The sequence below is a fragment of the Nitrospirillum pindoramense genome (genome assembly GCF_007827955.1).
GTDB classification, from domain to species: Bacteria; Pseudomonadota; Alphaproteobacteria; order Azospirillales; family Azospirillaceae; genus Nitrospirillum; species Nitrospirillum amazonense_B.
Genome location: NZ_VITR01000030.1, coordinates 1 through 12,041, shown reverse-complemented (window position 1 = coordinate 12,041; position 12,041 = coordinate 1). Strand labels below are relative to the sequence as shown.

General features: G+C 67.5%; 10 protein-coding genes and 1 rRNA gene. 7 read left to right on the top strand and 4 right to left on the bottom strand.

Annotated features, from left to right (window positions below; translation table 11 throughout):
- Nucleotides 1-30 precede the first annotated feature (30 nt).
- Nucleotides 31-2,238, top strand: a complete 2,208-nt coding sequence (uvrB, locus tag FBZ90_RS27130) for an excinuclease ABC subunit UvrB (protein ID WP_420872621.1) — start codon at nucleotides 31-33, stop codon at nucleotides 2,236-2,238.
- Between the two features lie 76 nt (nucleotides 2,239-2,314).
- Nucleotides 2,315-2,899, top strand: a complete 585-nt coding sequence (locus tag FBZ90_RS27125; protein WP_145736744.1) for a DUF2239 family protein — start codon at nucleotides 2,315-2,317, stop codon at nucleotides 2,897-2,899.
- 24 nt (nucleotides 2,900-2,923) lie between these two features.
- Here the strand turns inward: FBZ90_RS27125 and FBZ90_RS27120 are convergent, their stop codons facing one another.
- Genes FBZ90_RS27120 through FBZ90_RS27110 form a run of 3 tightly spaced genes read right to left on the bottom strand, consistent with a single transcriptional unit; the run spans nucleotide 2,924 to nucleotide 7,354 of the window.
- Entirely contained in the window at nucleotides 2,924-4,204 is a 1,281-nt protein-coding gene (locus FBZ90_RS27120) for a porin family protein (protein ID WP_145736742.1), read from the bottom strand.
- On the bottom strand, nucleotides 4,201-6,621 hold the full coding sequence (locus tag FBZ90_RS27115) for a putative bifunctional diguanylate cyclase/phosphodiesterase (protein WP_145736740.1): 2,421 nt from the start codon (nucleotides 6,619-6,621) through the stop codon (nucleotides 4,201-4,203). Before FBZ90_RS27115 ends, FBZ90_RS27120 begins: the two co-directional genes overlap by 4 nt.
- Nucleotides 6,622-6,646: 25 nt before the next feature.
- On the bottom strand, nucleotides 6,647-7,354 hold the full coding sequence (locus tag FBZ90_RS27110) for a cupredoxin domain-containing protein (protein ID WP_145736737.1): 708 nt from the start codon (nucleotides 7,352-7,354) through the stop codon (nucleotides 6,647-6,649).
- A 286-nt stretch (nucleotides 7,355-7,640) separates the two neighbouring features.
- On the opposite strand from FBZ90_RS27110, the gene FBZ90_RS27105 reads away from it, so the two are divergent.
- Nucleotides 7,641-8,111, top strand: coding sequence for a Dps family protein (locus FBZ90_RS27105; protein WP_145613550.1), 471 nt, complete (start codon nucleotides 7,641-7,643; stop codon nucleotides 8,109-8,111).
- 66 nt (nucleotides 8,112-8,177) lie between these two features.
- Here FBZ90_RS27105 and FBZ90_RS27100 read toward each other — a convergent pair whose 3' ends face one another.
- Nucleotides 8,178-8,756 (bottom strand): Mpo1 family 2-hydroxy fatty acid dioxygenase, encoded by a 579-nt coding sequence (locus FBZ90_RS27100; protein ID WP_145736734.1) that lies wholly within the window; start codon nucleotides 8,754-8,756, stop codon nucleotides 8,178-8,180.
- Nucleotides 8,757-8,984: 228 nt separating this feature from the next.
- Here FBZ90_RS27100 and msrP point away from each other — a divergent pair, with 228 nt between their 5' ends.
- From msrP to FBZ90_RS27080, 4 genes are all read left to right on the top strand, one after another.
- A complete protein-coding gene (gene msrP, locus FBZ90_RS27095; protein WP_145736731.1) occupies nucleotides 8,985-9,923 on the top strand; it encodes a protein-methionine-sulfoxide reductase catalytic subunit MsrP in 939 nt (312 codons plus the stop codon).
- Nucleotides 9,924-10,045: 122 nt separating this feature from the next.
- Nucleotides 10,046-10,630 carry a hypothetical protein gene (locus FBZ90_RS27090; protein ID WP_145736729.1) on the top strand — a complete coding sequence of 195 codons (585 nt, stop codon included), beginning with the start codon at nucleotides 10,046-10,048 and terminating at the stop codon, nucleotides 10,628-10,630.
- A complete protein-coding gene (locus tag FBZ90_RS27085) occupies nucleotides 10,627-11,181 on the top strand; it encodes a hypothetical protein (protein ID WP_145736728.1) in 555 nt (184 codons plus the stop codon). The genes FBZ90_RS27090 and FBZ90_RS27085 overlap by 4 nt, the downstream gene beginning before the upstream one ends.
- A gap of 773 nt (nucleotides 11,182-11,954) precedes the next feature.
- A 16S ribosomal RNA gene (locus FBZ90_RS27080) occupies nucleotides 11,955-12,041 on the top strand; the annotation flags it as partial.

Genomic DNA, 12,041 nt, shown 5'->3' with positions numbered 1-12,041 from the left:
CATACGATAGAGCCCAACCTGCCGTTGCCGATGACCATGCCGCGGGGCAGCGCCCTGCCGCCGGCCACCGACGGCGTCCCCTTGCGCATCCAGTCGGAGTTCCAGCCCGCCGGCGACCAGCCGCAGGCCATCAAGGAATTGCTGGAAGGCATCCACGCGGGGGAGCGGGACCAGGTGCTGCTGGGCGTCACCGGCTCGGGCAAGACCTTCACCATGGCGCACGTCATCGAACGGCTGCAGCGCCCCACCCTGATCCTGGCGCCGAACAAGACGTTGGCGGCCCAGCTCTATGGCGAGATGAAGAGCTTCTTCCCCGACAACGCGGTGGAGTACTTCGTCAGCTATTACGACTATTACCAGCCCGAGGCCTACGTCCCGCGCACCGACACCTATATCGAGAAGGAAAGCTCGATCAACGAGCAGATCGACCGCATGCGCCACGCCGCCACGCGGTCGCTGCTGGAACGGCGCGACTGCATCATCGTCGCCTCGGTGTCGTGCATCTACGGTATCGGCTCGGTCGAGACCTATTCGGAAATGACCCTGCCGGTGAAGGTGGGGCACGTGCTGAACCGCACCCATTTCCTGCAGCGGCTGGTGGAGCTGCAATACCGGCGCAATGACGTCGGCTTCGGCCGTGGTTCCTTCCGGGTGCGCGGCGACACCATCGAGCTGTTCCCCGCCCATATGGAGGACCGCGCCTGGCGCTTCTCCCTGTTCGGGGATGAGTTGGAGGCCATTCAGGAGATCGACCCCCTGACGGGCGAGAAGATCGCCAGCCTGAAAGAGGTGCGCATCTACGCCAACAGCCACTATGTCACGCCCAAGCCCACCCTGCTGCAGGCGGTGGAGCAGATGAAGCGCGACCTCAAGCTGCGGCTGGAGGAGTTCTCGGCGCAAGGCAAGCTGCTGGAGGCCCAGCGGCTGGAGCAGCGCACCACCTTCGATATCGAGATGATGGTGGCCACCGGCTCCTGCGCCGGCATCGAGAACTATTCCCGCTACCTGTCGGGCCGGGCCCCGGGCGAGCCGCCACCCACCCTGTTCGAATACCTGCCGCAGGACGCCCTGCTGATCGTGGACGAAAGCCACGTCATGGTGCCCCAGGTGGGCGGCATGTATAAGGGCGACTACATGCGTAAGTCGACCCTGTCGGACTATGGCTTCCGCCTGCCGGCCTGCATCGACAACCGCCCCCTGAAGTTCGAGGAATGGGACGCCATGCGGCCCCAGTCCGTCTTCGTCTCCGCCACCCCCGGCCCGTGGGAGATGGAGCGGACGGGCGGCGTCTTCGTGGAACAGGTGGTGCGGCCCACCGGCCTGATCGACCCCGAGGTCATCATCCGCCCCACCGAAACCCAGGTGGACGACGTGATGGCGGAGTGCCGCGAATGCATCGCCAAGGGCCAGCGCGTCCTGGTCACCACCCTGACCAAGAAGATGGCGGAGGCCCTGACCGACTATATGCACGAGGCCGGAATCAAGGTCCGCTACATTCATTCCGACGTCGAAACGTTGGAGCGTATCGAGATCATCCGCGACCTGCGCCTGGGCGCCTTCGACGTGCTGATCGGCATCAACCTGCTGCGTGAGGGCCTGGACATCCCGGAATGCGGCCTGGTTGCCATCCTGGACGCCGACAAGGAAGGCTATCTGCGCTCCCGCACCTCTCTGATCCAGACCATCGGCCGCGCGGCGCGCAACGTCGATGGCCGCGCCATCCTGTACGCCGACAAGACCACGGCCAGCATGGCTGCGGCGCTGGAGGAAACCAGCCGCCGCCGGGAAAAGCAGCGCGCCTATAACGAGGCGCACGGCATCACCCCGGAATCGGTGAAGAAGCAGATCGCCGACGTGCTGAACTCGGTCTACGAACGGGGCGACCGGGTGAACGTGAACACCGGCTTTGCCGAAGAGGGCAGCCTGGTGGGCCACAACCTCAAGGCCGCCATCGCCGACTTGGAAAAGAAGATGCGTACCGCCGCCGCCGACCTGGAGTTCGAGGAGGCCGCCCGCATCCGCGACGAGATCCGCCGGCTGGAGGCCATCGACCTGGGCCTCGATCCGGCGGCGACCCCCCTGCGCGCCAGCGCAATGGGCGAGAAAGGACGCGCCAGCGCGATGGGTGAAAAGGGTCGCGCCAGCACGGTGGGTGAGAAGTCCAACATCAAGGCGCCCATCCCCGCCGGGCGCCCGGCGGGGGCCAAGCCCGGCGGCCGGCGGCGTAAGGGCCCCTGATATTTTACCCGGGTAATATTGACTCCGCTTGTCCGGGAGCCTAGATATCGCGGCGTTCATGATGAGGGAGGACGCGATGGGCCTGGATCCGGAGATGCGCTGCACAGCCTTTGCCGGCACCCGTTTTCTTGCCACCGGCACCCTGGTGGAGGCGGCGCTGGCGGCCAAGGCGGCGCAGGACGCCGGCGACGATGGCCTGATCTTCATTTTCAATGAGGCGACGGGCCGGCCCGTGGACATTGATCTGCGCGGGCCGATGGAGGCTGTGCGTGGCCGATTGGCGCCGGTGTTCCCCGCCGACCTCACCCCGGCGCCGGCCAAGCCCGGCCGGCCCAAGCTGGGCGTGGTGGCGCGCGAGGTGACGCTGCTGCCCCGGCATTGGGAATGGCTGGCCAGCCAGCCCGGTGGCGCGTCGGTCGCCCTGCGCAAGCTGGTGGATGCCGCCCGCCATGCCAATGAGGGGGCGGATCGCGTGCGCCAGGCGCGGGAGGCCGCCTACCGTTTCATGTCCGCCATGGCCGGTGACCGCCCCGGCTTCGAGGAGGCGGCGCGCGCCCTGTTCGCCAGCGATCGCCTGGGGCTGGAGGCGCACAGCCGGGATTGGCCGGCGGATGTGCGCGCCCACGCCCTGCGTCTGGCGGAGCCGGCGTTCGCCAACTGACGTGCCGGCGCCCGAGGATGCGCTTCAGAAGAACAGGCGGACGCCCAGCTGCGCCTGGTTCTCGTGCGCCTCGATGGGCAGGTTGACGTTCAGGCGCTGTTGCCGCCGGCTGTCGACGTGCACCCATTCCACGGTCCATCGCATCCAGGCCAAGGGGCGGTAGGAAAGGGCGGCGGTGTAGGCCTTGCCATGCTCGTCGAAATGGGGGCGAAAGGTGACGGGTGTGTCCTCGTGCGTGCCGAAGGCGTCGAAGCGGCCGCTCAGCCTGAATCGGCCCCATTCCTGGCTGATCAGCAGGTACAGGGCCTCAAAATAACCCTCGCTTTCCGTGGCGATGGTGGGCTGGACGGTGGTGCCGCCCCGCATGGCCTGGGCCAGCAGCGTCAGGCCAGGCGCCGGCATGATCTTATAGCCCAGGCTGTCGAAATAAGTGGCCCAGGCATAGGCCTTGCCGTTGGTGATGGTGGGGTCGGCGCGGTTGTCCCAGTGCAGGTAGGACAGCTCGCCCGCTGACGGGTCCGTCCACCGCCCGCCGACATAAAAGCCCGGCTGATGGTCGATCTCGGCGAAGGGCTGGAAGCGCACGGGTGGGCTGCGCCCCTGGTGGAAGGCCACCTCGTCCGGCAGGCGGAGCGCGTCCAGCAGGCCGGCGGGCCGCTCCACCAGCCCCCAGCCGCGATAGTCCAACATCTCGCCCGTGCCGTCGTTGCCGGCGAACACGGCGCCGATGAGGTCGAATCGGCTGCCGCCCAGTCCTTCCGGTCGCCACGTCAGGGTCACCTCCGACCCCTCGGTGCGCAATTCCTCGCCCACCCAGCTGTTGATGGCGCTGGGCGTCAGGGTATAGCGGCTGGTCCAGGCCAGGCCGTCATTCTCCAGCGAGAGGGGCGGGAAGAAGGCGCCGGCCTTGACCTGCCAGGCCAGGGGGCCGGTGGGAACGGGGCGCCAGCGCGCATAAGCCTCGATGATGTCCACCGCCGTGCGCTGCTCCCCTTCCGCCCGCACATGGGTGTACACGTCCAGGCCGGGCATCAGGTGGGCCGTCGCCATCAGCGACGCCTCCGCCAGCGTGGTGGTGCGGGTGCCGGGGTCACCACCCGTGCGCAGCTTGCCCAAGCCGCCATCAAAGGCGCTGCGGTCGTCGGGCGTCCGCACCACGCGGGCATCCAGCAGGCCGTGAAACTCGATATCGGGGTAGCCTTCCGCCGCCCCGGCCAGGCGGGGCGAGGCCAGGATCAGGGCCAGGGGCAGGGTGGCCCTGGAGAGGGCCCCCGGGATGGCCCCAGGGATGACAGCGCGCCTCATCCCCGCGCTTCCCTGGCCTGCCAGGGCATTTCGCCCGCGGCGTGCCTGGCCAGGAAGTCGGTGAACGCGGCCGGCGTCAGGGGCCGGGCGATGTAATAGCCCTGGGCCAGGTCGCAGCCCATCTCGGCCAGCAGGGCCAGGGCGGGGCCATCTTCCACCCCCTCCGCTGTGACCTTGTAGCCCAGGCTGTGCCCCAGCTTGATGATGGTGCTGACGATGGCCTGGTCCTGTGCCGTTTCCGCCAGGGTCCGGATGAAGGAGCGGTCGATCTTGATCTCCCGCACCGGCAGGCGGCGCAGATAGGCGAAGGAGGATTGGCCCACGCCGAAATCGTCGATGGACAGGTCCATGCCCCGGTCGGCCAGGCGACTCAGCAGGGCGACCGCCGTCTCCGGGTCCCCCATGATGGCGCTTTCCGTGATCTCCAGCATCAGCCGGTCAGGCTTCAGGCCGGTCTCTTCCAGCAGCGCGTCGATGCGGTCCGGCAGGGCGGCGTCACCCAGGTCGCGCACCGACAGGTTGACCGACATGCGCAGGTCGTGGCCCGCCGCCGCCCAGTCCGCCGTCTGGAGCAGCGCCCGCCGCAGGCCCCACCGGGTCAGGTGCCGGATGGCGCCGGTTTCCTCGGCCAGGGGGATGAAGCTGTCCGGCGGGACGAAGCCGCGGCGCGGATGGGTCCAGCGCACCAGCGCCTCCGCCCCCACCACCCGTCCCGTCCGGGGCTCCAGCTTGGGCTGGTAGGCCAGGGCCAGCGCGTCCTGCTCGATGGCGATCTTCAGGTCACCCATCAGCGACAGGCGTTCGGGCCGGTGCGGATCGGCGGCGTGGTTGTACACGCGGATGTGCGACTCCGCCGCGCGGGCGTCCAGCACGGCCACGTCGGCGTGGCGCAACAGGATGCTGGCCGTGTCGGAGGGGGGCGCGCCGGGGGTGGGGTCGGGATACGCGGCGATGCCGACGCCCGCCGCCAGGTCCACGGTCACCTCGCCCTCGCCGAAGGGCGCCTCGGTGTAGGGCGTGTCGAAGGCCGCGACCAGCGCCGGTGCCAATGCCTGGGCGGCGGCGATATCGCGGTCCACCAGCAGGATGGCGAAGCCCTGTTCCGACACCCGGGCGACGGTGGCGTCGGCGGCGCCGTTGGTCGCCAGGACACGGGCCAGCCTCGCGCCGGCATCGCGGGCCACGCGGTCGGCCAGGTCGTGGCCCAGGGTGTTGGCGATTTCACGCAGGCGGTCCAGGCCCACCAGCAGCAAGGTGACGCCGTGACCCTGGTCTATCGCCTGGTCCACCCGTTCTTCCAGGTCCAGACGGTTGGGCAGGCCCGTCACCGCGTCGTGCAGCGACTGGTGGCGGATGTGGTCCTCGCGGTCGGCGATGGCCTGGGCCATGTCGTCCAGGGCGGTGGTCAGTTGCCCGATTTCATCCTTGGTGCGCACCGGCGGCAGGGGGGTGTAGTCGCCATCGGCGATACGCCGGGCCACGGCGGCCAGCGCCGTCACCGGGCGCGTGACGCCGCGCGCGATCAGGCCAATGCCCGCCAGGGCCACCATCAGGCCGCCCGCCATCAGCGCGCCCATGTACAGCATGATCTTGCGATAGGGGGCCAGCGCCTCGTCCAGCGGATATTGCAGCACGGCCAGCATGGGCAGGCTGCCGGGCGCCGTGGGGATGGGCGTGGTCAGCACCAGGTATTCCGCCCCGTGCTTGGTCAGCAGCTGCGGCTCTGCCGCCGCCATTTGCCCCGGGCCGGCGATGCCCGCCAGCGGGTCCATGGGATCGCCGGCCGCCGCCACCACCGACCAGGCCGCGTCCGGCGCCGTCTGGCCGGCCAGCGCGATATCCTTGCGCAAGGGCGACAGGGCGCGCAGCTCCTCCGCGAAGCGGTCGTCCACCCGCACCATGATGCAGATCCAGGCGATGGGATCGGGCAGCAGCACCGGCACCACCACCAGGCGATAGGGCACACCCCCCACCACGCCCGATGCCGCCGCCCGGCCGGATTCGCCGGCCATGGGCAGCAGGTCGGGGAAGGCGAAGCGGCCCAGGCCCGTCAGGTCGCGCGGGCGGGCGGTATCGGCGGCGATGGTGCCGTCCAGGTCGATCAGCAGCATGCGGCTGGCGCCCACCCGCCGGCCGAAGTTGCGCAGGGCGCTGATGGCCGTGCCGCTGTCATGCGCGGCGATGGATTGGCGCAGGGCGTAGTCCAGCGACATCACCTTGGCGTCTTCCGCCAGGTGGTTGGCCAGCGTGTCGAGATGGCGGCTGAAGGACTGGGCGCTCGATACCAGCTGCTGCTTGCCGGCGTCGATCAGGGCGGAGCGCGCGACGCCATACAGGATCACCATGGTGCCCAGTTGCACGACGGCCAGGGTGGCCATCAGGAACAACACCAGCCGATTTCTGAAACCGAGAGCCACGGGCCGTGTCCTGTCGTTCTATGGCTCAGTAGCCGCCGCGTTCGGGATCGGCACCCTGCCGCGTGTCGGGCAGCAGGGGGGGCAGCGTCAGGGTGAGCGGGGCGCCCAGCGCCGCGGCAGGCACGGTCTGTTGCGGCGGGGTGGCACCGGGCTTCAGCCGGGGCTGCCAGGCGGCCACGGTGACGGCGGCGGCCGGCAGGCCGCCCAGCCTGGCCTTGCCGTCCTTGCCGGTGACGGCGGCGAACGGCGCCGCCGTGACGTACAGGTGCGCGATCATGTGGTCATGGATGTTGCATCCCAGGGCCACCACCCCGGTCTGGTCGAATTTGCGCTGCCCGATCTGCTCCGGCGACAGCACGAACTCGAATTTCGCCGCCTCGGAATAGGAATAGACGTGGTGGCGGGTCAGGTCGCTGTTGCGGAAGGTGACCGTGCCGCCCCTGGGCACCACCAGCACATAGGGCACGAAGGTCTCGTCCAACTGATCCATGATCAGGGGGGCGGTCGGGGCGGCGGGCGGCAGGGCCGGGCCGTCCGGCGTGGCGGTCACGACCGCATCCGCGACCGGGTGGCCGGCGCCGTCCACCACCGTCACCGTCAGGTCGGCCGCGTCGGCTGGTGCTGCCGTGCCCAATGCCAAGCCGCCCGAGATGAACGCCACGGCCAGGCGGGCCAAGGCCCCACGGCCCGTCGTCGCGTCCCTTCCCGGGCCAGCCGTCACGTTCATCCCCATGAGAGTCATCCCCAGGGGCGCGCGACCCGGACCGGCGCTGCCAGCGAAACCCATAAAAACGCCCCTCGAAGGCAGGTAGTATTTTCGACGCGCGAGTGTGCCACAATCCGCGCACCGATCCGTGGACATTTTCCCCTTGGAACTCCCTTGGGGCGCGCGTTCCCTTGACGCGAGGTCCACGGCGAGGGCGGAGAAAAATTAGAACGATTCTAAATTATCTTGCCGGCTGTCCCCCGGGGCGCTATCCTGCCGGCAAATCAGCGATCGAGAAGAGAAGGAAACAAGCATGGCTATCGACATCGGCATTTCCGAACAGGACCGCAAGGCCATCGCCGAGGGGCTCAGCCGCCTGCTGGCCGACACCTACACGCTGTACCTGAAGACCCATAACTTCCATTGGAACGTTACCGGGCCGATGTTCAACACCCTGCACACCATGTTCATGACCCAGTACACCGAGCTGTCGGTGGCCGTGGACGACATCGCGGAACGCATCCGCGCGCTGGGCTTCCCGGCCCCCGGCTCTTACGCCCAGTTCGCCGAGCTGACGGTCATCCGGGAAGAGCGTGGCGTGCCCAAGGCCGAGGAGATGATCCAGCAGCTGGTCGAGGGGCAGGAGGCCGTGGCCCGCACCGCCCGCTCCATCTTCCCGGTGGCGGAGAGCGCCAGCGATGAGCCGACCTGCGACCTGCTGACCCAGCGCCTGCAGGTGCATGAGAAGACCGCGTGGATGCTGCGGGCCATGCTGGAAGGCTGAGCCCATCCGCGATCAGCGCTCAATATGGTAAAGGCGGCTCCACGGGGCCGCCTTTCGCTTTTCCGGTCAGGACCGCGGGCCAGCCTGCCGCTCAATGCGCTCATGCAGGCCGGCGGGGGCCAGGCCCAGGGCGAGCAGGGCCTCCATGGCGATGAACATGGGGCCGATGAGGGCCTGGAACAGGTTGTCCACCAGCGCCGGCTTCCGGCCTTCATAGACATGGCCCAGCAGCTGCAGCACCCAGCCGCCGACGAACAGGGCGCCCGCCAGTCCCTGCACCGTGCCGGTGGACAGCCGCGCCACCGCCCAGGCGGACAGCAGCACCGACGGCACGACCAGCAGCCCCAGCGCCAGGCCCACCGTCCGGTTCAGCACGATCCATAGGGCCCAGACCACGGCCGACAAGGCCAGGCCCAGGGTAACTGTGCCCAGTCCCGCCACGGTCACCAGGGGCACCAGGGTGCAGGCTAGGACGACGGAAAAGACGATCACCGGGATGCCCACGGCGTGGGTCGCCTTGTTGCGGCTGTCCCGGTGGTAGGTGGTGTACATGGCCATCTGGCGCTCAAACAGCGTGCTGGCCGCCGGTGTCTGCTTAAGCGGTGCCTGATCAAGCGGTGTCTGGTCAAACGGCACGTCCGCCACCGGTCCCTCCCTGAGTTGGGTTATTGATCGCTAACCATATCATTTTCTTCGGTGCGCCGCGCGGCATATCGTCTGCTGGGCGCGCCTATTGCCGCCTGTCCGCGCCGGGCTATCGAATCCATAGCGGGTGGGTCCTTGATATGCGGCCTGCCGCTCCCTCTTTATTAGGGACGCGGGTCCGGGGTGACGTCGGACCTGGCGTTCGCGACAGGTGTGAGGAAGGGCGCCATGCTGATCAGGACCAAGCGAGACTGGGAATTGCCGGAGTCGGCGGCGACGCCCGAATCGGCCTATATCAACCGCCGCGCCATGATGGTGGGCGCCGGCGCCATCGCCGGCGGCTTGGCCCTGGGTGGCCGGGGTGCCATGGCCGCCGACGCGCCCGGCCGCAATCCCGTCTACACCCTGGACCGGGCCATGACGCCGGAGGCGGCCGCCACCAGCTACAACAACTTCTATGAGTTCGGCACGTCCAAGGACGTGGTGTCGGCGGCGCAGAAGATGCCTCTGCGGCCCTGGACGCTGCGCATCGACGGCCTGGTGGAAAAGCCCATGACCCTGGGCATCGACGACCTGCTGAAGGCCATGCCCGTGGAGGAGCGCCTGTACCGCCACCGTTGCGTCGAGGCCTGGGCCATGGCGGTGCCGTGGATGGGCTTCCCCCTGGCCAAGCTGGTGGCCTTCGCCAAGCCGCTGTCCTCGGCCACCTATGTGGAACTGCAGACCTTCGGCCGGGATGTCTACCCGGCGCCGGGCCTGCGTCAGCCCTTCTATCCCTGGCCTTATGTCGAGGGCCTGACCATGGCGGAGGCGACCAACGAGCTGGCCTTCCTGTCCACCGGCCTTTACGGCAAACCGCTGCAGGCGCAGAACGGCGCGCCGCTGCGGCTGACCCTGCCGTGGAAGTACGGCTTCAAGTCGGTGAAGTCGGTGGTGCGGATCAGCTTCACCGACAAGCGGCCCAAGACCTTCTGGGCCCTGCTGAACGCCGACGAGTACGGCTTCTGGGCCAACGTCAATCCGGCCGTCCCCCACCCCCGCTGGTCCCAGGCGCGGGAGCGTCTGCTGGGCAGCAACGAGTCGGTGCCTACGCAGATATTCAACGGCTATGGTGCCCAGGTGGCCGGACTATACAAGGGATTGGAAAAGGAAGCGCTGTTCATGTAGTCGCGTGAACCGGCCATTAACTATAGTGGCCGGATTAAATAATCGCTTGCCGACGCTTCCGGATAATTTAAAGTATTGCTATCCGAGAACATGACCTTGGGGGCGTCGGGGTGGGCGAGGGCGTGATCGCCATAGTGGAGTTCGGGCTTTTCGTTTTCCTGGCCACGGCCGGGATCAGCGTGCTCGTATCCCTGGTGGCCCATGTCTATGGCATGGTGCTGGAGCATATGGCCGACGTCAGCGGCCTGCGTCAGCGCCTTGCCCGTTACGCCCGTCTGGCCAACGGCCTCTCCGAACGGGTGGAGGCGCGCAAGAGCACCGCCGCCGGTGCCGCCACCGTCCTGTTCTCCACCCAGCGGCAGGAAGCTCAGCTCAAGAAGAAGGTGCGGGAGCTGGAGGCGTCGCCCCACCGCTTCGTGCGTCTCGTGGGGCATGAGCTGCTGCCCAACCGGCCCTTTGAATTCCTGGCGATGAACAGCTCCGTCTCCCATCAGGTGAAGCGGGGGGAGCGGCACGCCTTCTTCGACAGCAGTTGGGCCCGGCCCGTGCCGGTGCACATCTGGGCCGCCAACATGGAGGAGGCGCGGCTGGAGTTTGAGCGCGCCTTTCCCCGCACCTTGGGCTTCAAGGTCACCCATGCCCAGGCCCTGCCCACCGAGGTGGCCTTGACCGACCCGGCCACCATGCCGCTGGAGGCCGCGCCATGAATTGGTTCGGCATCGTCCTGGGCGTGATGATCGTCCTGATCGGGGTGAAGCCCGCCTTTCAGAAGGCGCAGCGCCAGATCAAGCGCACGCGGCGCAACATCAAGGATTTGCAGCGTCGCCGTTACGTGTTGAGCCAGCAGGTACGCACGCTGGCGCGCGAAAGCCTGTCCCAGCGGCTGACCAGCGCCGCCGATCACGTGGAATCGACGGAACTGACCAACCATGTGAAGGGCCTGACGGACCAGGTGAACGCCTTGGAGTCGGTGGACCGCCGCATCATGGTGACGGATGAGCGCCGCGGCTTGCAGGAAACCGGCTGGATCGTCCTGATCCGCCGTACCGAGGGCCTGCCTATGGAGCCGACGCGCGTGGTCAAGCTGTGGGAGGAGGGGCGGTACTACTTCTTCTTCGCCAGCGATCTCACCCGGGCCCGGCGCAAGGCCCAGCTGCGCTTCCCGGCCTCCCAGGGCTATGAGGTCCTGGATGCGCTGCCGCACGAGGGCGACCTGTCGGAAACCCCGACCTTCGCCGCCAAGCGCCAGAGCGCCTGACCCGCGGCGTGCGCGCCCACCGGGACTGCGGGCGCCGTTATAATTCAAGCCGCCGACGCCCCGAATTCCCTCAAGGCAGCCTTCGACGCCGTGCTCGCTGAAAGGGCGAAGAAAGCGCTTTACAGCCCCCAGACCTTCCCCTATAACCCGCCGCCCTGGCCCACGGTTGGTTGCGTTGCAGCCGAACAATGGGCCGGGCGTCGCAAGTAAATGCGGCACGGTTCTCGAAAAAGTGAAAGCATCTAACGCTACATCGGCCAATGAATTGGCGCTTGTTGCGAATAGTCGGCGCTAGGCGAATTTTATAGTTCGCGCAGGTTGGCTGATTAATTCGAACGGGTTCCGGGCATTGCCTTCCGTCCTGTATCTGTGGCGCTGACGTTGATTTGAAAAAATCGACGACGACGAAAAAAGATACTTGACGGCGACGCGGTGAGCGATTAGATGTTTGGCCATCGACGCGGTGAACGCCGCACGATGAAACGACGACGAAGCGCCGGCAGATGCCGGTTAAGTCGTCCGGCGCCGCGGGCGGCGCCAGGCTCTTGAACAAGTGAACGGAATTCGAGAAGGGATACGCGGGCGGCGGTGCCGACATTGCGATCTGGATCGCAAAAAAGGCAATCAGCCTCGTCCACGTATCTTAAATACATGCTCTGAAATTGACCCTCGAGCGATCGGGGGTTCAGGAACGGACTTGGGTTTAGGTGCCGACGAAGGTTGGTTTCCGTTGAGGTCGTCATCGAGCTTCATGCTTGGGGACGTACCGCATTGAACCTGAGAGTTTGATCCTGGCTCAGAACGAACGCTGGCGGCATGCCTAACACATGCAAGTCGAACGAAGGCTTCGGCCTTAGTGG